Raw genomic sequence first — 21591 nt, forward strand, 5'->3', positions numbered from 1 at the left:
ACAAATTTGTGTATTTTTCTGCTTTAGTGACGGTGTCTACCTTGCCGCACGGATACGTTTTAGATGATTCTAGTGTAAAAAAATAGATCACAGTTACATCTTGCCGACAAAAAAATGTGACATGAAAAATTCATGTATTTTTCCTTTTCTGTCATAGGAGAATACGGCATGCAAGACATGCTAAATGCACTATTTTTTCTCCCATAAATATGGGAGAAAAAGGGCCTTACCCATGATTTAAATAACATTTCATTAACACTGCCGACTTTCAGAAAAGTTAAAAACCGGCATAAAAATATTTTCAAAAAATTTATTTTTAATTAACAAATTAAATCAATTTTTCAAGTCCAGTACCGCGTTTGCGTTTAATGATGCGGTTTCCGTATCAATCCGACTGAGAATGATTCTCAAGTTTTGCCAGCCGTCTTGTTGTCTATAACGACACGTTAGAGACAAACTGAAACAGCAGCATGCGCTTCGCTTGCGAGCGCTACAATATCGGCCATAAGAAATTCAACATACCGGAATGGATATCAAGATGGAAAACACCGTATACGACCAAGCACTGACCGCATTGAAAAATCTCTTCGGCACGCCGCGTCCGCTGGTCAATAAAGGTGGCGCGCGTTTCTTGCGCAATGGCACGATCACGATTTATCACACCGAACTCGCGCCAGGCAACGAAGCAGAAATCGCCTTCAATGTGCATCCACTCGCCTCCGCCTACCGCATCACGCCTGCTGCGCTGACCAGCTTGCTGGATGAATGCAGATACCTGACCGGCAAACCGACTGAAACCAACAAGGTGCAAAACTGGCCGCGCATCGGTTTTGCCACGGAAGAAGATGTCACTCGCGTAATGGAAAAACTCTCCGCCGTACTTGTGAAGTAAAAGGATGTAACCCTCTCCCCAAATGCGATCCGCGCGTATAAACTGAAAACATCAAAGTTACACAGGATCGCCAATGACCAGTGACAAGGGGAACATGATGGACAACCTGAACGTACAGTTTCACGTTGCCGTTTTAACCGTACCGAGCTTTGTCACCGCTGAGCAATTTCCCGAATGGCTGCACCACGAAGCGCTCGCCATTCAGGAATTAAGCGAAGACAACAGTCTCACCATCGTCAGGTTGTTTCTCGCTGCCCGCATCAAGGAAGTCTGGGGTCGCAAAAAACTGGATGTGCTGCTGCAAGCCATCACAGATAAATACCCGCACATCTTTCGCGTGGAAATGGTCGTCATCGACAACCAGCTCAATATCGACGAGAAGGAATTGATACAGTCCGATGCCGAGAGCGAACTCGCCCAGATACTCGAAACGGTTAAGCAGTTACAGGAATTGAAGATAGCAAAGAGCAAATTGCATTAAGCAGATTCCGCAGCAACCCTTTTCCAGTCCCACTATTCCGCATCGCCACAGCAGCGATTCATCGCACTGCATCGCGCGCGCCGCCATGATTCCATCGTTTCAAACGATATTCATCGTCTACACATTCAATTGTAAAAACAGGCGCTAGCATCTTTCACATTTGTCTCGTCTGCTGTGTGTTCGAGCGCACATACACGCGTGGGCGAGACAACCTATCCTTCAGCGGTGCCTTCAGTCCTGCAGCAAGCAAAGCCTCACCGCCCGTCGCACACACATGGCGCGATTGCAGCGCATGTTGCTAGACATGCTGAGTTCTGCTGATGGGACATATCAAAAACGCACCGTAATCCACGCAATTTCCTGAATAGCCACCCTGTCGTTTACAGCGGTGAGGTGATTGCATGCCCATTTAAAAATAGCGGTTTAACAGATCAAGAAATCAGATTGATTCATGCATAAAAAATATCAGCATTTGAAAATCGCCAAATCGGGATTGTTGTGTTTCTTATTGGGCTTAAGCGCAACAGGCATCGCGCATGCAGCCATTCCTCAAGCAGAATATGACAGCGTAATCCGCTCCGCCCGCGATGGCCAGGCCGCGTCTGCAGTTGAAAAACTGACTGTGTGGCACAACACCTATCGCGACGATCAAAAGATTCTGTATGACCTGGTGGTGGTGCTCGGCTGGGCCGGCGATTACAACGCTGCGCTTGCTTACTATGAGCAGCTACTTAAACCAGACACACCAGTCTATGTGTTGAAGTCGCTGGGCAACTCGGCGAACAAAATGACGCGCTGGGATGATGCGGAAAAAGCCTATCGCCTGGTTTTACGCACGACACCCGATGACCATGAAGCGCACGCCGGTCTGGTGGATGCGATGTTCGGGCAAAAACGTCCGGACGACGCGCTGGCTTATGTGCAGGGATTCCTGCCAAAGTTTACATCCGCCTACACAACCAAAAACGTACAGATGATCGCGTTGCTGGGGTCCGTCCATACGCGCCGCAGCGAACATCTGCTGGCCGCCAATACCTACCAGAATGCAGTGCGACTGGACCCGCAATCGCGCGCGGCTTTCCGCAACTACGTGTTCGCGCTGGATGCAGCAGGCATGCACTACCTTGCCGCCCGTACCGCCGACCGCAAGCTTGAATGGTTTAATGCAGAAGAGCAGCGTCAAATTGCACATGCAGTTGCTGGACAAACAGTCAATTTCGGGCAATCTCAACTGAATGTGGATTACCGGCAGCCACGCTTCGCCACGACAGACGCATCGCTGTCGGAGAATCAACAAGTCACGGACCAATTTGGCGAAAAGCCGGTGACGCAGTTTGACCGGATGATTGCATTACGCGACAGACAACAGATGTCTGAGGTAGTTGAACTTTATCAATCGCTCAAGGCATCCGGTGTGGCGATTCCGCCTTACGCAAAAGCAGCCGCAGCCGATGCCTACCTGTATCTGGAGCAGCCCGAAGCGGCGCGCGATCTCTATCTTTCCGCAATCGAAGAAGCCCGTGTAGGCGATGTCGCTACTCTAGACGCTTGGCAATCGGGATTGACGTACGCCTATAGCGAATCTGAACAACACAACCTGGCGCAAGCCACTGCCGATCGTCTGCATCAAACGACACCGGCGTTTTCCAATGCCGGCATTCCAGGGGTAGAAGCACAGAATGACGATTATCCGTCCGGTGCGGTATTGCCGGTGCTGGTACGTATGTACGCCGATCGTTTGAAGGAAGCCGAGAGGCGCCTTGCCGTCCTGCGCCAGGATGCGCCATTCAACCAGCAGATTAGAGGCGCATATGCGGACTTGCGCATGTCGCGTGGCCATCCTCGTGCCGCATTGGGCGAATATCAATTGATACAGGTTGATTACCCGAAGGCAGTCGAGCCGCAGACAGGACGTGGCAATGCCCTACTGGCATTGAATCAGTTTACGGAAGCAAAACAGGTACTCCCGGCTCTGCAGCGCGACTATCCGGAAAATAAAGACGTACAGAATTTTGCGCGCCAGATCGACATCTATGATCGGCCCTACCTGGAAGTCACCAGCACCTTCGGCAAAGGCGGCGGCATCGCCGGCGCAGAATCAGTGGTAGAGGCACGTCTCTATTCAGCGCCTTTGACTAATTCGCTCGGTGATCCTTATCGCGTGTTCAGCCATATCTCTCATTCCGATGGCGACATCAACCAAGGTAGTTCAAACGGCAGCAAAGTCGGACGCAGCAGAATCGGCGTTGGTCTGGACTATCGCGTGCGTGATCTTACTCTGGCGGCAGAGGTCAATCGTGCCATCGAAAGCGCCAATCGTACCGGTGCCGCATTCGAGATAACCAAGGACTTTTCAGATACGTGGCAGATGCAATTCGCAGCCGATTCCAATGTCAACGATCTGGCAGCTGCGGCATACAACAACGATGTCACAGCTCAGCGCCTGACCGCTGGCTTGACCTGGCGCCAGAACGAATCGCGCCGCATCGACGGCGAGTTATCCAACACCCGCTTCAGCGACGACAATCGTCGTGATGCCGCCACGCTGGCATGGACAGAGCGCTGGTGGAGTGGTCCGGTATTCAAGCTGGATTCCATTCTCGGCTTGGCGACTTCGCGCAATAGCGCATCCAATGCCGTCTACTTCAATCCCTCCAGCGACAAGGAAGCTACCGCAACGCTCGTCGCTGAATGGACCACATGGCGTCGCTATCGCCGGTCGATGATCCAGCAAGTGCAGGTATTTGGCGGACGCTACTGGCAAGAAGGTTTTGCATCCGGCGCAACTTCCGGTGCGCAATACGGCCATGCATGGGCGATCGATGACGTGTTCACGGTGAGTTATGGCATAGGCACCGGCAAACATCCTTATGACGGCGTGCAGGAAAGACGCGATTACGGTTACTTGAATCTGAATTGGGCAATCAAATGAGTCGCATCCTGACGCCAACAGCCTGCGCTCCCCGCGCAGTCAAGACGATTTCTGCACGCTGGTCAAAATTTTTGCTGACCTTGCTAACAGTCGCATTGTTGCCGCACGCAGTACACGCACAGCAGCCGTCCACCGCTACACTCGCATCACCTCGATTGCAGACTTTGTTGCCTGTGAACGATGCACCGCAAACCTATCGTGTTCTGGCGTATCACGACATCCGCGACAATGTGCGCGAAAGCTTCAAAACCTGGCCCGAAGCCACCGCAGTCGATACGCAAGACCTTGTGCAGCAACTGTCGTGGATAGATAAGAACGGTTACCGTCCGGTCAGCCTGCAGCAAATTATTGACGCGCGCGCCGGCGGCAAGCCGTTGCCCGACAAGGCCATCCTGCTGACTTTCGACGATGGTTTTGAAAGTATCTACAGCAAGGTTTTTCCCCTGCTCAAGCAGTTTAACTATCCTGCGGTCATCGCCATCGTCGGCGACTGGATACAAACACCACAAGATCATCTCGTACAGTTTGGCGATATTCAGGTTCCGCGTTCGGCATTCGTCAACTGGGATGAAGTGCGCGAAATGGTCGGTTCCGGCTTGATCGAAGTCGCATCGCATACCTACAGTTTGCATCAGGGTATTGTCACCAATCCGCAGGGCAGCCTGATGCCGGCAGCCATCAGCCGTGGGTATCAAGCGCAAGGTTCGCAGTACGAAAGTGACGCCGCCCATGCACAGCGCGTCAAGGCTGATCTGCTGCGCAGTTCGCAACTGATCGAGCGCGAAACCGGCAAACGTCCGCGCGCAATTGTCTGGCCTTACGGTGCCAACAACCGTGTGGTGAATCAAATTGCGGCAGAAGTGGGCATGCCGATCTCCCTCAATCTCGAGCCTGGTCCCAACAGGCCTGAAGATAATCCGAAACACATACGCCGTTCATTGATGCTATTCGATACCGGACTTGCAGGACTGACGCAATTGCTGCGACAGCCGGCCAGCTACGACGGTGCAGAGCAGCCGCTCGAGCGCGTGATCCATGTCGATCTCGATTACGTCTATGATGCCGATCCGCTGGTACAGGAAGCCAATCTCTCCAAACTGCTGGATCGTATTTATCGTCTGCAACCTAGTACTGTTTATCTGCAAGCGTTTGCCGATCCGGACGGCGATGGCGTCGCCGATTCACTCTACTTCCCCAACCGCAATATGCCGATGCGCGCCGATCTTTTCACGCGTGTCTCGTGGCAATTAAAAACACGTGTAGGCGTACGTGTTTTTGCGTGGATGCCCGTCATGGCATTCAAGCTGCCAGCGTCGCATCCGGCCGCAACGCGTCTGGTACAAACCATGCCGGGGGCGCCTGCATCTGCTTCAGAAAATCGCTACCTGCGTCTGTCGCCGTTCGATCCGGTCGCACGCAAAGCCATTACAGAAATTTATGAAGACCTGGGCAAGCATGCGATTTTTGCCGGCGTGTTGTTCCACGACGATGCCACACTATCGGATTACGAAGACGCCAGCCCGGCCGCACTCGCCGTCTATCGTAACCAATGGAAGTTACGCGGCTCGCTGCAGGATATTCGCAACGATCCACAAGCGCGTCGCACCTGGACTACGCAAAAAACCGCTTATCTGAATGCCTTCACCATGCATCTGGCAGACACGCTGCGCAACTACCAACCTGCGCTGCAAACTGCGCGCAATATTTACGCGCAGCCAGTACTCAATCCCGATGCCGAAGACTGGTTTGCACAAACCCTGCCGAGCTTTCTCGCGACCTATGACTACACCGCCATCATGGCCATGCCTTACATGGAAAACGCAGCCGAACCGACTGCATGGCTGAACCAGTTGATTGGCAAGGTCAAGCAAACGCCAGGCGCATTGCGCACCACCGTGTTTGAGCTACAAAGTCGCGACTGGAAAACGGGCAAGCCTATTCCATCCAATATTCTGGCGGCACAACTGCGTCAGTTACACAGCGCGGGTGCGCGCAATCTAGGCTACTACCCGGATGATTTTCATTCGAATCAGCCGGAAGAACGCATCATCAAACCAGAAATTTCGATACAAACCCATCCGGTTCGAAAGTAAGCCATGTACTTTGAAAACATCCTGTTCGGATTCACCTTCTATTACCCGCTGTTCATGGCCTATGTCTGGATCATCGGTGGCATAACCTATTACTTGCGTTACGAGCGCGCGGGATTGCGCGAAGCCGATCCGCTCACCGAACTCACCTCGCTGCCATCGGTATCGGTCATCGTTCCCTGCTTTGACGAAGGCGATAACATCCGCGATGTCGTCGAGGCCTTGAGCAGGCTGAACTATCCGAACTACGAAGTCATCTGCGTCAACGATGGCAGCAAGGACAATACCGGTGTCATCCTTGATGAGTTAATGCAGGTCTACCCGATGCTGCGCGTTGTGCATCAAGCGCGCAATCAGGGCAAAGCCGTCGCCTTGAATACCGCCGCGCTGATCGCCAAAAGCGAATTCCTGATGTGCATCGATGGCGATGCGATCCTGGATCGCAATGCGATTCCGTGGCTGCTGCAGCATTTTGAAAGCGGCCCACGCCTCGGTGCCGTCACCGGCAATCCACGCATACGCACGCGCTCTACCCTGCTCGGACGTCTGCAGGTCGGAGAGTTCTCATCCATCGTCGGCTTGATCAAACGTACGCAACGGATTTACGGCCGCCTGTTTACCGTATCCGGCGTGGTCGCCATGTTCCGTCGCCGCGCCCTGCTCGACGTAGGATTCTGGAGCCCGGAAATGCTGACCGAAGACATCGACATCAGCTGGAAGATGCAGTTGCATCACTGGGATGTGCGCTTCGAACCGCGTGCACTGTGCTGGATACTCATGCCGGAAACCCTCAAAGGACTGTGGCAGCAACGCCTGCGCTGGGCGATGGGCGGCATCCAGGCGATTGCCAAGTACGGCTACATCTTTGGCGAGTGGCGCTTGCGCCGCATGTGGCTCATCTATATTGAATACATCCTGTCGGTGCTGTGGGCCTTCGCGATGGGCACCGTATTAGCCTTGTGGCTGATCGATCTGTTCATCCCGCTGCCGGAGAAATGGCAGGTAGAAATCATCCCAAGCTGGCACGGTGTCGCAATCGGCACGACCTGTCTGCTGCAGGTATTCACCGGCATGATTCTCGACCGCCATTACGACAAGAAGGCATTCCGTCATTACTTCTGGATGATCTGGTATCCGCTGCTGTACTGGATGCTCAATATGTTCACCACCATCTGGTCGGTACCCAAAGTCCTGTTCCGTCGGCGCGGCAAACGCGCCGTCTGGGTCAGCCCGGATCGCGGCATCAGTCCGGTCGACTCGCGCAATGCCGAGACGACGAGCGACGGCGTGATGCGTCCAGCACCGTTGCACACACCCATCGCCAAGGGAGACCAGCCATGAAGATTAAAAAAGACAGGCCGCGCTTTAAGCTCATCCTGAACATGCCCGGTCTGGTATCGCTGCCCAGCAAAATCGGCAGCGGCGTATTCACCGCCGTGTTCTGGGGATTGTTTCTGTATCTGTGGGTACCGCTGATTACCTTGATCGCCTGGGCCGTAGGCATCTACCACGCCTATAGCGAAGCAGAGTATGCGCAGGAGCTGCTTAATCTGCGGCACCTGTTCTTTATCTACAGCATGGTGGTGCTGTTGCTGTGCGGCTCACTGCTTTTGTGGGCACTCAAGGAGTACCTGCGCTTCCGCGATGCAACGCGGCGACGCGTTCCCGTCCCGGTGGAAACCAGTGAGTTGGCCGACTATGCCGAACTGGACGCAGAACAGATCGTTCGATGGCAGGGAACACGCCGGATGGTGGCGCATCATGACGATCATGGACACTTGCGCGAGATGGCCTTGAACGCAGTCGCAACCGAAGCCAGGCCTGGCATCGCTTGACGCAATCGCATCGCCTGGCTGTCAGCGATTTTTGTTTGCACTCGGTAGACATTCTTTGTTACAACAAAGTTGGCAAAGCGGGATACGCGCATCGTAAGATACGCACGTCTAAACGCACGTCATTCCAACCAGAGATCAATATGAAAAAGCTGACAGCTAGCATCATCGTCCTTACAAGCTCACTCGCGGGCTGCGCAGTGGACGATGGTTACGGCTATGGTAGCCAGGGCGGTACCTACATAGAGCAGCGCAGCTATGGCAGCGCCATCGGTGGCACCACCTGGTATCGCGAAGAAGTCCCGTATTACCCCAACCAGCCTTATTACGATCGCAACCGCAATGGCATCCCGGATAACCGCGAAATCGATCGTAACCGCAACGGTATTCCGGACAATCGCGAGATTGATCGGAATCGAAATGGCATACCCGACAATCGCGAAATCGACCGCAATCGCAACGGCATCCCAGATAACCGTGAAGTCGATCGCAACCGTAACGGCATACCTGATCAACGCGAACAGGATCGCAATCGCAATGGCGTACCCGACCACAGAGAATACGAAAGGAACAAGGATGGCAAACCGGATCGTCCCGGCCCCGATCGCAAGCCCGATAGCGCGTCCAACCGTCCAGCTCAGCCAGATGATAAATTCCGTGATGGCAGCAAGTTCCCGCCTTACAGAGGTGGCCGCGCTAACAATAACGATGGCAATGACAACAACTATGGCCGCTAGATACAAGGACCGCATCTTTGCGCGCGCAAAAAATATGCGCTCGTTGATGAGCTTTTGATCTAATCACGGATTCATCACGCCTGTAGTGGTATAAGTATTGAAGCGGTCTATGCATCGCTATTCTCCTTGCATGACTGCAATATCGAACCACTACCAGGAGATCTCATGAAAATTACAGAAGTCATCAACGTCAAGAACGCCTCCGGCAAGACCGTTACTCTGCAACATCTCGTGCCAGGCATCACCTACCTCGATTACGGCTTCACCCATCTGCCGCGCAACTTCGATGGCTACCGTGTCAAGGACACAGATCGCACTGCCATCAAGCAAACCGATGGCACGTTCAAACTGAGTGATTCGGACGACGTCTTTAAACCGTCCTGAGAATATAAATGGAAGACATGTTGCGCGGTCTTCTCACCAGACATAAAAAAACCGCGTCTCTTATCAAAGAGACGCGGTTTTTTTATGGGATGAAGGTCTTAGTTAGTATCTTCGTCCGTCGTACTTTTCGTAGCCTTGTCCTGAGCGCTGCGCTTGTCTTTTTCCGTCAGGATCTTGTCTTCGCCAGGAACGGTTTCATGCACGATGGTCTCGCGTTCTGCGCGATCCTTCAATTCTTCGTTGCGTTGTTTCACAGTACCGACTTGGGTCATCATAGCGATCTCCTTTGAATGATTGTGTATTGATCTTACGTTGCCGCATCAAAACAGAAAATCAGACAAGAGGAGATTCCTTTGTGGGAATAGACCTGCATTTGGATTACCGATAGAGATCAGCTAAACAAGACACGTGCGATAAAAGATATACCTAACCATAAAGGAAGTGTCTTCCCGCTTGACAACGGACTCACTGCGCTCGTTGGTCTGCTTTACCACTTTAATATTGAATTCTCGGTATAGCACTTCGCACCGATTAAAACCTCCGAGACGCTCTAAAAGCCGGGCGATTCCATTCTAATCAGGCCGGAAAACTAATTCACCATACTGTGATATGTTTCTGAATGGAAATATTCTCGGTCAAATAAGTATGAAAGCCAAACTCATAACGCAGGAGCTTCGCCTGCATCTCTCCTTAAAACTCAGTGCTGTTCTGCTAGCCGGCATATCTGTGTTTTGGGGAGGATATTATTTAGCACAAGGAAATGGAGATATTTGGCCCATCAATCTGATTTCGGGAATAGTTGCCGCAGTTACGGCCTTGATGATATCCAGAGGGAAAGTTCGGGCTGCAGCCATCTTTATTTTTCTGTTTTCGTATGTGATTACGTGCGTATTTTGCGTGTTTCTGGATTTGCCGACTTTAGAAATACCCCGCTCTACGCATAGCTATTTTCTTGTAATTGCTCTTTTCGCCTGGTTTGCATTCAAACGTGAGCAGCCCTGGTTTCGCCTCTGGATGGCCGTTGCTTCTTTGCTTGCCTTTATCTTCTTTGCGAGTAATTCGTGGGGCCTTGCCTCGTCCTACACGCTCGCCCCAGAACAGCGTCTGATCGGTTCCTGGATTCACAATATCACTGCAATTGGTTTGTTATTGACGCTGCTGTGGGTGATGCAAGCGAACCTTACCGAGAGCAATGTGATGGAATCGGATTTGCGAAAAGCGCTGGCGACCAATCAATTGGTGCTTCATTTTCAACCGCAAGTTGGAAACAATGGTCGCATTGTCGGCGCTGAAGCGCTATTGCGCTGGCAACACCCGGTCAAAGGAATGATATCTCCAGCTGATTTCATACCGCTGGCAGAGCAAACTGGATTGATCCTGCCAATTGGGCATTGGGTGCTAGGCACGGCCTGTGCGCAGTTGATGGCGTGGGCAAAAAATCCTGTTTCTGCCAACTTGCATCTTGCCGTCAACGTCAGCGCGCTCCAATTTAAACAGCCCGACTACGTTAGCCAGGTTATCTCTATATTGGAACGGTCCAACATTGACCCCACACTACTTACGCTCGAACTCACGGAAAGCATGTTGGTCAATGATGTGAGCGATATCATCGCAAAAATGAAATCGTTAAAAACCAAGGGGGTTCGTTTCTCTCTGGATGATTTTGGCACCGGCTATTCTTCGCTCAGTTATCTAAAGAAATTACCGATCGATCAATTGAAGATTGATCAATCGTTTGTACGTGACATGCTCAAGGATTCAAATGATGTTGCAATTGTACGAACGGTTGTGGGACTGGCACGTAACTTGAAGTTGGACGTAATAGCAGAAGGTGTTGAAACTGAAGGTCAAAGACAGTTTTTGGCTGATCTTGGCTGCCATTCATTTCAAGGCTATTTGCTCAGTAGGCCAGTTCCAATCGCCGAGTTTGAAGGAGTTCTTCTTGAGCATAGTGGCCGTAACGTGTAATGGTGCCGAGACAAATCGTGAGCAGGTGCCGCACGGCATGCAGTGGGCATACCAGACACTAAATGCCGCAGAATCACTTGCAGTAGATTCCCTTCGTGCCCCTTGCAAGCGCAATTCTTGACTTGCTTTTCTCCGCTTCAAAAAAAATGCCCGCTTGCGCGGGCTTTTTTTTGAAGCGGAGACAGAGTCCACACGTTAATCGCGTCCACCATCACGACGTGACTCCCTTTGCGGTCCATTGTGCTGTTCGCGGCCCTGATGCGAGCGCTGCTCACGTTGTACAGGCTGCTGTGCTTCCTGCCGCGGTTGCATTTTACGCATATTCTGTTCACGTTGCGGCTGAACTTGTTGCACTTGTGGCTCGCTGCGTTGCAGCCCTTGCTGATCGCGCTGAACCTGCCGCTCACGCTGTTGTTGAAACTGCTGTTCACGTTGCACGCGTTCTCGCTGCAACTGTTGTATCTGCTGCTCGCGTTGCTGTTGCTGAAGTTCGCGTTGCTGCTGGGATCGTTGCGAATCTCTTTGTGAGTCTCGTTGTAATTCGCGCTGCGATTGCTCACGTTGTTGTCGCATCTGTTCGTCACGTTGCTGTTGCAGACGCGGTTGATCCTGTGCGCGATCCAGCTGCGAACGTGTCTGCGATCCAGTGTCACGCGCCGGATTATTCTGTGACGTAGAAAGTCTTGATGAAGACTGCGCAGAACCCGGACGCCCATCAGGTAAATGCCTATCATCGTTCTGACGTGAGCGATCAGGCAAGGGCCCACCCGCCGCACGCGCAGGTACTACCGCAGCACCGTTGAAATGACCTGGTCGGTCAGTTGCAGCAATCGGCGGCCTGCCTTGGTTGACCGATGCGCGCTGTTCACGATTACCGATCGCAGCTTGCACATGCTGTCTCTGCACAGAAGTTGGTGCGATGTGTTTTTCACGCGCATAGTTTTGCTCGCGTGAACTAGGTCTGACGTTCACGCCGCCGCGACCGCCGTTGTAGCTGACGTTATTGACTGTCACGTTATTGATGACAGTCTTGTTGTACACCCGCTTGACGTGGCGATTGCCGAAGTTATTGATCGACTGGTTGTAATAGAACGCACCGCGATTCCAGTACCCGCCCTGATAACCGTTACCGTTATATCCATAACCGTAATTTACGCCGCCATAAAATCCGACTTGCGGGCCCCAATAGCCGCGGTAGAAGCGATAACCGGCATTACTCCAAGCCCAGTAACCCGGCGTCCAGAACAAACCGACTGATGGCGGGCGCACCCACGTACCCGGAATCCAGTAATAGTCGCCGTCGTCATACGCCCAATATCCCGGCGACCAGATATAGCCTTCATCCGGAAGCGGCGGCTGCATATAAACCGGTAGCGGCGGCGGCGCAATCGAAACGAACACATTCACCTGCGCCCAGCTTGCGGCAGGTATCGCCAGGGCAATAACCAACGCAATGCGTGCAAAGAGAGTGCTAGCCATGGCAAATCCTTGTGAATGATGTTTGGCCAGTCTGGATGAGACTCACCAAACTGGTGTGAATCAGATGGCTATTAAGGTCTGAAGTTCGGCAGGAGCATTGCGGGTGTGTAACCAGCGGTAACCGTACATGTCAACGCCCAACGGCATAGGCCACCCTCTGGCTTGCCTATGCTTATGAGATAGTTCATAAGGTCTCTTGCCTGTGAAATTCTTCCACACATCAGGTTGCCCCTAGTCAGTGTGCCGCAGCGGCATTGCTGTTAAGGCATCAGTAGTAGGGCCAAGGTTCAAATAAGTAGATTGATGTTTTACAAATCTGGAATGCTGTGTTCAGCGTCGCCGTTGATAAGTAACGGATGCTCTTTCCGTAGTCGGCTTATAAGAAAAAGGCATATCAGGAGCAGCGTTAATGGACCTAGCGGGAAAAACAGAGCCATGAAGTGATTTTGATTTTTCAAGACAGAATCAACCAACATGTAAATTGACAACATTGCGCCAGCGATTACCCCGATGCGCACATACAAAGGAATTCCAAACGCTGCATATCGTTCTATCCAGAACACTATCAAACCAAGGGATGCTAGACCATAGCCACCTCCGACAACAATGGTCCAAAACTCAACGTCGCTTAGGATTGAAGGATTGCGCAGTAACGCTTGGATTGCTATAGACGCGCCGAAGCCCCAGAGCATTATCTGAAATGCACAGAGGGCAACTGCCGCTGTAATCAGAATGCCTTTTTGAAGTTCTGAATATCTGTAGTAAATCATGTCTAGTTAGTCACATTCATTAGTTACCGCATACCAAACGTCTTGATTAAAGTCTAAGCACAGAAGATACGTTGCCTAACAGACGTAATGCTTTCAACAGATCGACATCACATTTAGGAGTCTGAGCAAACAATTCAATACGTTGATGCAGGTTTAATCTGCTACCTTTGCCTTTACCATCAATCTTATCGACAGCAACAGCGACGCCTTCAGCATCAAGCAGCCTTTCGAGTGATTTACGCAGCAACGAAGCAGCAATGGACGGCGATGACCAATAAAATCTACATGCGTCGATAACCGCGTGTGCCACTTTATCAGGACAATTTACAGGCAAAGATACGATGCCTAGAGGAGGTTCAAAGAACGTGGGGGTCAGACGGAGATAATAGCCGCCCCCAGAGCCGTCGTGTTCTTCAAGTTGAGCTTCGATTGAAGCATCACCCACAACGAAAACGGTTTCTTTGCAGTGACCACATTCAAGCCGACAACTGAAACGCTGAGAATGTGCCTCCCATGGCAGGTCGCTATATTTCTGCAAATCAGACAGTGTGGCTGCACAATCTACTGAAACAATATCGCCAACGACTTTGAATGTGCCTTGTGCGCACCAAGTACATGACCAATGAGGCAAGTTCTCACTGCTGAATGACGTGCGGAATTGATTGCGATTGAGATGTAGCATGTCGGAAGGCTTTATCAGAAACAAAAAAAAACCGGCTTGCGCCGATCATCAATTTACTCCAACTTGCTACTCCAACTTCTTGAATGGTGTCGATAAATACTTTAATATAATCAAGTACTTATCGACACCCGTGCATCTTGGCGGGAAAGGGGGAGTCAAATCAATAAGCTAACCAATTGAATTTAATGAAATTTAAAAAAACATAATATGTGCATGTGTACTAGCATGTGCTAAAAATAAAAAGGCTAAACAATCCGTCAAATTATTACTGCTCTTTATTTAAAGCCTAGCGTAAGCAAGAAATTTTCAATCTGTCCAGGCAGCATCCTTGCTACCTCGTTTTCATGCACCATAACCTTACGTTCATTTGTACATGTGTACGCCAATGGCTAACCGTTTATTTTCGGATCAATCATATCAATAGATCTATTTTACTCACCAATGCTATTTGAGAAATTTCAGAAAGTATTAGTCATGCAACTGTTCTGCCGCTTTTCTAGTAACTTCCCCACTGCCGTCACAAGCGCCGCAATCGTTATCTTCATTAGTACCTTTTCCGTCGCACAGAGGACATTCGACCATATCGAAGTCCCGTTTATCAAACGCCTCCGCATAACTACTTGCTACTTGTTGCTCACCGCCGCAGTACGGGCAATCATCCCCATCATATCGACCCTCACCGTCGCAGAGCGGACAATACACCATCTCATATGCAGAAACATCAACTCTCTCGGCCTCTTTGCGAGGAATTACCTTGTCACCTTGGCATACTTCGCAATCATGATCATCACGTTGTCCACTACCGTTACAGAGAGGACAGTTGACATCGGTATAGTCCTTTAAATCGATCAACTCAGCAAACCTTCGATCCATCGAACCATCTCCGTGACATTCAGGGCAATCATGTTGCTCATATCCGCCAGAACCTTCACAAAGTGGGCAATCCACTGTGCTGTAATCGCCCAAATCCATAAAATCCGCGAATCTGCGCTCTATATGTTTGTCACCTCGACATACTGGACAGTCATCGTCATGTCGAATCCCGACACCTTCGCAAAGTGGGCAGTTAACTAAATCGAAGTCACGAGCGTCAAAAGACGCTGCCGCGTTGTTAGATACAACACCATCGCCATGACACAAAAAGCAATCGTCGCCGTTTCTAATTCCAGTGCCTTTGCACAATGGACAATCACACATGCCAGCGGCTTCGCGAAAATCTTCTCGTAGGGTTGCTACCAATTCCAGACGTTCTTTGATAGGACGCGTTTTCTCAAAACTTTTACTGGATGCAAGTTCCCCTAGTTTTTTGAATGCAGTGAAATCTTTGGACGATTGTTTCTTATTATTTTTTACTCCAATCAGTTTATCTAGCGAATCCTCTGCAAGCGTTGCAACCGAGGCTATTTGCTCTGGTGTGGTCGGATTAAGCAATGCCGCTCGTCGACATGTTTCGATGATATGAAAAATTATCTTCGCGCCCTCGGCCTTACTCTCATATAAAATTTTCGACATGCTAAGCAGAACTATTTTGAGACCCTTTACAAACTCCTCCTGCCCGCTCATGGGTCCTAAAGTACCTTTGTCGTATTTAGTGTGATGATTCGCGCATAACCAAAGTAGGTTGTGTGGATGATTGTTTTTCGACTGCGAGACAGGCTCAATATGAGCGGCTTCACAACTATCTTTATGGCTGTGGCATATTGCGCATTGTCCCGCCGCTTCTGTTTTTATCTCAGTCAAGATACCTGCAGGGATGATAGGTCGCGTATTTTTTTTTGTTGGCCAAGGTTCTGCAAGCCAGTTAGAAAAGGTTACAAGCTCGTCTTGATCAAAGAAAAGCATGTCACCTGCTTTACGCAACACCTTCAACTTTTTCTTGCCGTCTGACTTGGCACCATATTTTGTTAACCAGCGCAGCAACTCTGGAGAAATAGAAAGTAATACTGCAGCTTCAAAGATGTTGAGTTCTTTATTTTTGGACATGACGGGTTGATTATCTAAGGTGATGCAAAGGAAGTGATTATGTGGCTAAAGTAACAGGACGAGTGGCCTTAGTCGTTAGCGATGGCTTATAGAACGGTGGTGAGTTCTCTGAGCTAAATACCTTCATGACTAAAGCCTTGGCTAAGATGGCAGACGCGTAATTTATCTCAGCGGTCTCCGGCCTCTTGAAAACCTGCGGCCAATAAAGCCGGCCGCATTTCTCGTAAGGCGGCCGATGGAACGGCTAACCAAAGAAGATTGCACGCACGAGTCACTGCCACATATCCTATCCGGCCCAACTCAGTCTCCACGCCGTCCAGCATTGCTTGCAAATGGGGACGCGTCGCTACATATAAGACAGCGTCAATGCTTTCTCCCTTGACATGATGGACGGTTCCGACACGAATACGGGGACCACGCTCAGCAGCAAGGTCAGCTCCCGCACCGAGTGGCCCAGCTGGTAATCCAGTTCGAGCAAGCTTATGCCCCAGATTGTCAGTTGGCACCATACCGAAGTCTTGATGAATCTCTTGTAGTAGTGTGCGCACGCGCGCTAGCATTAAAGGATGCCAGCTATCCATCGCAGGCAATTCGGATGATGGCAGCCCGGTTTCAACCTCCCGTGAAAATGCCCATAGCCGGCGGCGAAGATCTTGCAGTGAGCGGTCATGAGCAGGATGACTAAGACTTGCCAGCAGGCCTTGTGGCGGGCCGTCAAGCAAACTAACGATTCCTCGTACTACGGCTTTATACGCGTCTTGAAAACGGCCATGCATGTCGCGATGGAGAGCAGCTTCTACAAAATGTTTAACTATTCCTCGGCCAGACGGCTCGTTGACTCCGGCAAGTTGATCCGCCAATTTGGACGAGCGACAAAGAATGGCTGCATTCTCTATGCGCATGCCTAGATTAGCTACTTCCGCATGGAAAGCATCAAGCAGACCTGGCAACTCAGGATTGCTGTAACCAATGAAATAAACACCATGTGTACCAGGATCAATCGGTCGATGAGGTTCGTCATTCCGGCCAGAAATGTGATTGGCGATTGCTTGTATGGATGGTCGGGAACGATAGTTGCGTGTAAGGGAGAATGCAGTGACCTCTTCGCGTCGATGGTAATCACGTAGAAACATACCGTTGGCACCCGCGAACTCGTAAATACTCTGATTAGGATCGCCGATAAGGGAGACCTGTACGCCTGCGCGCATCAGTAACTCAAGTATAGCTTGATGTAGCAATCCAATATCTTGTGATTCATCGACTAAAACGTGCGGATAACGTCGGACCAATGCTCGCAATATAAGTGGTTGGTCGATCAATGTATGGTAAGCCCAATACCGACCTAGGTCATGGGTGTACGCCCCGGTACGCCCAAGTCGCCTCACAGCCAAAGAGGCTGCGTTTTGGTCTAGACGTTTAATATTTCCTTGGAAGTCGTAATAAAAGAACAGCTCGTTGTTCTCAAAGCCAACTTTCATATCAGTAATCGGAAGCGGGAATGGGTCCCGCCTACATGTGAATCCACTGAGGAATGGCTCTGTACCCGTCACCAAAAACGCGGCTCTTTGCGAACCCATTGTGCGGTATGCATGTGGCCGAAGTATGTGGCTAGTAATAAAGCCATCTAGCGTTTCAAAATCGACCCGACTTCGGCCAGCACCATTCGGTAATGTTTGTGCCAGTGTCTGGTAGCTTTGCCGGAAGGTATCCACAGCGACATTCGAAAAAGATAACAGAGCTACTCTTGCGCGACTGTCGGCCAGTAGCCTGCGCATCTCAACGAGGCGACGTACTGCAGTCGCTGTTTTTCCACTACCAGCGCAAGCAATGACTGCAAGAGGTGCTAAGGGCGCATTGATGATGGCCTGTTGTTCGGCAGATAGGTCCATCAGTGTGGTTCTTCTTTGCACACGTGCTCAACTGCGCTTTTAATATAAGCAGGCACGTCGCAAACTACACCTTCACTAATCACTTGAGCCAAAGCTTGGCCAAAGCGTCCTTTCTGCACATTGTTTTGGCTCCGTTCAAACATGCCGCGAAACAGTACGCGAGCTTTGTCAGTGTTGTCATTCTCCGCGTCTACGATTTTCCGTAAAGATTTGGCAATTTTTGGATGAGGGTCAGCCAAGGCCGTCAGCATTGCTTCCCGAGCATTTGCATGTAGAGCCAAATCGTATTCCAATGTTTTTACACCGTGAAATACTTTTACATAACGGTCTTCCAATGCTTTCATCTTTGCCGTGTTGGCAGATACTTTTATTTCTTCGCCCAGTGCTGGATACACTGCTTTGGCTCTCTTTCGTTTTGGTTGCACACCATCTTCTTCAATCGCAACATCTTCTGCGTCGTCATCATCGTTATCATCGTCATTTTCGCCTTCTTCCAATTCTCTCTGTGGGTCAGCGTCAGTGATCAAAGCGACAGGTATCTTCAAGGCGTTTTCACCAAACAGCGGCAAGAACGAATCAAAGTTCAGTCCTTCGACGCTGATGAGACTTACACCGTGGCCGCGTAGATCATAACCGGCGAGTGTCGCTAGAGCATCGATGAGCATAAGCTCAGCTGCACCCTCAACAAAAATTACACGCCGTGCAAAAAATATCTCTGCGCGTGTGACGTCGAGATAGCGCTCAAGCTTCTCGCGCTTACCTTTTTCAAATGTCACATCGCGAGGGAAAAATGTTTCTACATGGCCTTCTGACTCAACTAAACAAGCAAGACAATCAAGATTAGCGTTGCTCGCAAAGTTTGGGGAATGGCTGGTAACGAACAGTTGGACTGGTTTCTCTCCTGCTACTGCCTGAAGACTCGCCAAATAGCGCAGCAATACAGCCTGTAACTGCGGATGCAGATGGGCTTCAGGCTCTTCAACAATCAATCCTCGATAAGTGGCGTCAGTATTCTTGGCCAATTCGCTTAGAACTACCGCCATGAAAATCAAATTATTGAAGCCAAGACCATTCTGTTCGATCTCAAACTGGTCTACTGATAGAGATAGGCGTGAGGAGAGACGTTGAAAATCGCTTGCGCTAAGCCCGACAGTCAATGCTTGTTTGAGCTGCTCGCCCAGCATGTCGCCGTGACGAGTTGCAATAGCGCTCTGAGTGCTGATCATCGGCGCATGTTGTTTAAGCTCTTCGTCCAATTTTTGTAAAGCCGCGTTGATACCGTCCCGTCCTGCGTCGTCAGTGAGAAGGTGCAGTAAACGCGATAATTGACTGTTTCGACTAGGCCGAAGGCTTTGTGATGCATCGCGAAGCGGCTGCAGATAGACCCCACGAAGGTTCTCCATCATATCTGACAACAGAGGAACATCTTCATGATCACCACACCATCGTTTTACGCGGAAACGGCCAGTTTTATCTGCGTCAAAATATCGGACATGAATATGTATTTCCATCTGGCCGTCACCTCCTGCTTTAAGAGCCGCAAGAAAGTCAGCTTCGTCGTCTCGGTCTAAGCCACGAAACACATAATGAAAATCAATATCGCCTTCCGGTTCACCTTCAGCGGGGCGATGCCGATCAGCGACGTCTAGTCGCGGGTAAGGCTCTTCCTGTCCGGCGAGTAACGCACGAAGCGCGTCCACAACAGCACTCTTGCCGACATTGTTGGCTCCAACCAGAACGTTCAATCCAGCTTGGAATCGCAGTTTTGCATCGCGCAGCTTGCGAAAATTGGTTATGTTTAATTCCGCTAAATGCAAGGGCTTCTCCGTCTCTTCTATTTGTCTTCGCCATCTTATTAATGCGATTGTTATAGCCTTACATTCTTAGTGCGGAATAATGAAACTCTCTCCATTGATTGCACCGATCATTCCGCCAGGTTTTAGCTCGGTCACGCCTGCGCTTCCATCACGCATAGTCGCGAAAATTGGTGGATCAAGTTTAAGTGTTCCAAGTGACGGTATTTGCAAACTATTCCATTTAATCGCGATTCTTTCACCTCGTTTCTCAGTCACCGAGCCGAATAATTGACTACCTTTAGGTATCGCAACATTTCCGTAAAAATCGTAGATATTGGAAGAAAGCTGGGCGCTCACAAACATTTCATTTGTATTCATTAGAACCAAATCAAAAAATGTTCCTGGTCGAACCTCGAAAGGCAGTACCTTTCTGGCTTGTAATAGGATGGGTTTTTCAAACTCTAAGACCTTTGGTTCGGCGAATACTGAACTACTTAAAACGATTAAAGTGGTGATAATCGAAGTTGCTAATTTCATAAATACCTTAGTCCTATGCGAAGAAATATATAAGTATGCGCAACTATATGGGATGTATTTAACGCCGCAGGTTCTTTACAAGGATATTTTTCAATTCTTAACATTTACTTTCAAAACATCCCATAAATATGGGATGTTTTTTACGTCCTTCCCATACAGCTTTCGAGAGACTAGACCAGCGTCGACTTATCGCACTAGGGCTGGAAACTAAACTGCCTCGCGCCATCGCCAACCTTTTTGGTTTGCATTGAAAACTGACCCACGTTTAGAACACAATCCTACTTACCAAAGTGAGTAGGAGATATGGAGTGATCGACGTGGCTTTACTTGGAATAATTCGACGCTGGCACCTTAGTGACCAGGTCTCATTGAAGGAAATCCAAACGACTGGGTATCTCTCGAAATACCGTTAGACGTTATCTACGGGCCGAAACTGTCGAGCTAGCCTATGCTGATCGACGTTCTCCGACTTCTCTCGACAAATACGCGTTCAAGCTTTCAGCCTGGTTGAAGACCGAGGCGACGAAGTCACGCAAGCAACGACGGACTTTGAAACAGATGCATATCGATCTATGTTCATTGGGATTTGAATGGTCATATGACCGGGTCGCAGCCTTCGCCAGACAGTGGAAGGTGGATCAATTAGAGAGGGTCAATTCTGCGAGCAAATCAACACCCATAAGGGGCGTGATTTATGGCAATGACACCAAATACTGTTAGATTTTTTAAAATTTTCGAGATTAGATGGGCAGAATTTTGATTACCTTCACACTCTTCTCATACGCCAATGTGTAGCGTCTTAAAAGTTGTGAACCTTTTCACCAAGAGGTTTCTAAATATTGATCGTCTTCCTTATCGATGCCAGATCTGGCGTTAAAACCAAGTGCTCGCAAAGCTTCAATTAATGAAGGAATATCTTCATCATTAAGATTTAGTGTCTTAACTTGCATATGCCCGTGCAACGTCGCATTTTTCACATCTTCCAAAACAACTTGCAAGTTATACGCAACTGATGCGTTGTGATAATGCGTGCCAAGATTTGTCAAGATTTGCGCTTCTCTGGCAGTCAAAAATTCCATTTTTATTCCTCATTCACTGTACGAAAAAATGAATTGCAAACCTGCAATTGCAATCGAGCT

Annotated in this window: 18 protein-coding genes and 1 pseudogene; 10 read left to right on the forward strand and 9 right to left on the reverse strand. The window is 49.9% G+C overall.

Going from position 1 to position 21591, the window contains the following annotated elements; translation table 11 throughout:
* Positions 1-538 precede the first annotated feature (538 nt).
* The 8 genes from ACFQO0_RS15550 (at position 539) to ACFQO0_RS15585 (ending at position 9348) form a co-directional block, all read left to right on the forward strand.
* Positions 539-892: a hypothetical protein gene (locus tag ACFQO0_RS15550; protein WP_382236426.1), complete on the forward strand. Its 354-nt coding sequence runs from the start codon at positions 539-541 to the stop codon at positions 890-892.
* Between the two features lie 73 nt (positions 893-965).
* Positions 966-1373 carry a hypothetical protein gene (locus ACFQO0_RS15555; RefSeq protein WP_382236429.1) on the forward strand — a complete coding sequence of 136 codons (408 nt, stop codon included), beginning with the start codon at positions 966-968 and terminating at the stop codon, positions 1371-1373.
* Between the two features lie 451 nt (positions 1374-1824).
* Positions 1825-4305, forward strand: a complete 2481-nt coding sequence (pgaA, locus tag ACFQO0_RS15560) for a poly-beta-1,6 N-acetyl-D-glucosamine export porin PgaA (RefSeq protein WP_382236432.1) — start codon at positions 1825-1827, stop codon at positions 4303-4305.
* On the forward strand, positions 4302-6398 hold the full coding sequence (gene pgaB, locus ACFQO0_RS15565) for a poly-beta-1,6-N-acetyl-D-glucosamine N-deacetylase PgaB (protein ID WP_382236435.1): 2097 nt from the start codon (positions 4302-4304) through the stop codon (positions 6396-6398). The genes pgaA and pgaB overlap by 4 nt, the downstream gene beginning before the upstream one ends.
* Positions 6399-6401: 3 nt before the next feature.
* Complete coding sequence (pgaC, locus tag ACFQO0_RS15570) at positions 6402-7736, forward strand: poly-beta-1,6-N-acetyl-D-glucosamine synthase (protein WP_382236437.1); 1335 nt, start codon at positions 6402-6404, stop codon at positions 7734-7736.
* Positions 7733-8230: a poly-beta-1,6-N-acetyl-D-glucosamine biosynthesis protein PgaD gene (gene pgaD, locus ACFQO0_RS15575; protein ID WP_382236440.1), complete on the forward strand. Its 498-nt coding sequence runs from the start codon at positions 7733-7735 to the stop codon at positions 8228-8230. The genes pgaC and pgaD overlap by 4 nt, the downstream gene beginning before the upstream one ends.
* 140 nt (positions 8231-8370) lie before the next feature.
* Positions 8371-8964 (forward strand): hypothetical protein, encoded by a 594-nt coding sequence (locus ACFQO0_RS15580; protein ID WP_382236443.1) that lies wholly within the window; start codon positions 8371-8373, stop codon positions 8962-8964.
* A gap of 165 nt (positions 8965-9129) precedes the next feature.
* Positions 9130-9348, forward strand: a complete 219-nt coding sequence (locus tag ACFQO0_RS15585; RefSeq protein ID WP_382236445.1) for a hypothetical protein — start codon at positions 9130-9132, stop codon at positions 9346-9348.
* Between the two features lie 98 nt (positions 9349-9446).
* Here ACFQO0_RS15585 and ACFQO0_RS15590 read toward each other — a convergent pair whose 3' ends face one another.
* Positions 9447-9623, reverse strand: a complete 177-nt coding sequence (locus ACFQO0_RS15590; protein ID WP_382236448.1) for a hypothetical protein — start codon at positions 9621-9623, stop codon at positions 9447-9449.
* 370 nt (positions 9624-9993) lie between these two features.
* Between ACFQO0_RS15590 and ACFQO0_RS15595 the strand changes: the two genes are divergently transcribed.
* Entirely contained in the window at positions 9994-11316 is a 1323-nt protein-coding gene (locus ACFQO0_RS15595; RefSeq protein WP_382236451.1) for a putative bifunctional diguanylate cyclase/phosphodiesterase, read from the forward strand.
* Between the two features lie 195 nt (positions 11317-11511).
* Here the strand turns inward: ACFQO0_RS15595 and ACFQO0_RS15600 are convergent, their stop codons facing one another.
* From ACFQO0_RS15600 to ACFQO0_RS15630, 7 genes are all read right to left on the reverse strand, one after another.
* The gene (locus ACFQO0_RS15600; protein WP_382236454.1) at positions 11512-12795 is read right to left on the reverse strand and encodes a YXWGXW repeat-containing protein; all 1284 of its coding nucleotides are present in this window, start codon (positions 12793-12795) and stop codon (positions 11512-11514) included.
* A 308-nt stretch (positions 12796-13103) separates the two neighbouring features.
* The gene (locus ACFQO0_RS15605) at positions 13104-13565 is read right to left on the reverse strand and encodes a hypothetical protein (RefSeq protein ID WP_382236457.1); all 462 of its coding nucleotides are present in this window, start codon (positions 13563-13565) and stop codon (positions 13104-13106) included.
* Positions 13566-13611: 46 nt separating this feature from the next.
* Entirely contained in the window at positions 13612-14247 is a 636-nt protein-coding gene (locus ACFQO0_RS15610; protein ID WP_382236459.1) for a DUF4145 domain-containing protein, read from the reverse strand.
* A 468-nt stretch (positions 14248-14715) separates the two neighbouring features.
* On the reverse strand, positions 14716-16230 hold the full coding sequence (locus ACFQO0_RS15615; RefSeq protein ID WP_012078887.1) for an HNH endonuclease signature motif containing protein: 1515 nt from the start codon (positions 16228-16230) through the stop codon (positions 14716-14718).
* A 167-nt stretch (positions 16231-16397) separates the two neighbouring features.
* On the reverse strand, positions 16398-18119 hold the full coding sequence (locus ACFQO0_RS15620) for a UvrD-helicase domain-containing protein (protein ID WP_012078886.1): 1722 nt from the start codon (positions 18117-18119) through the stop codon (positions 16398-16400).
* Positions 18119-19936: an ATP-dependent nuclease gene (locus ACFQO0_RS15625; protein ID WP_012078885.1), complete on the reverse strand. Its 1818-nt coding sequence runs from the start codon at positions 19934-19936 to the stop codon at positions 18119-18121. The genes ACFQO0_RS15620 and ACFQO0_RS15625 overlap by 1 nt, the downstream gene beginning before the upstream one ends.
* A gap of 66 nt (positions 19937-20002) precedes the next feature.
* Positions 20003-20452: a TrbI/VirB10 family protein gene (locus ACFQO0_RS15630; RefSeq protein WP_012078884.1), complete on the reverse strand. Its 450-nt coding sequence runs from the start codon at positions 20450-20452 to the stop codon at positions 20003-20005.
* A 308-nt stretch (positions 20453-20760) separates the two neighbouring features.
* On the opposite strand from ACFQO0_RS15630, the pseudogene ACFQO0_RS15635 reads away from it, so the two are divergent.
* Positions 20761-21136, forward strand: a pseudogene (locus ACFQO0_RS15635) (IS21 family transposase); the annotation flags it as partial.
* Between the two features lie 134 nt (positions 21137-21270).
* Here ACFQO0_RS15635 and ACFQO0_RS15640 read toward each other — a convergent pair.
* Positions 21271-21531, reverse strand: a complete 261-nt coding sequence (locus ACFQO0_RS15640; protein ID WP_041296410.1) for a hypothetical protein — start codon at positions 21529-21531, stop codon at positions 21271-21273.
* Positions 21532-21591: the final 60 nt, after the last annotated feature.

This window comes from Herminiimonas aquatilis (assembly GCF_042665175.1).
In the GTDB taxonomy this organism is placed as follows: domain Bacteria; phylum Pseudomonadota; class Gammaproteobacteria; order Burkholderiales; family Burkholderiaceae_D; genus Oxalicibacterium; species Oxalicibacterium aquatilis.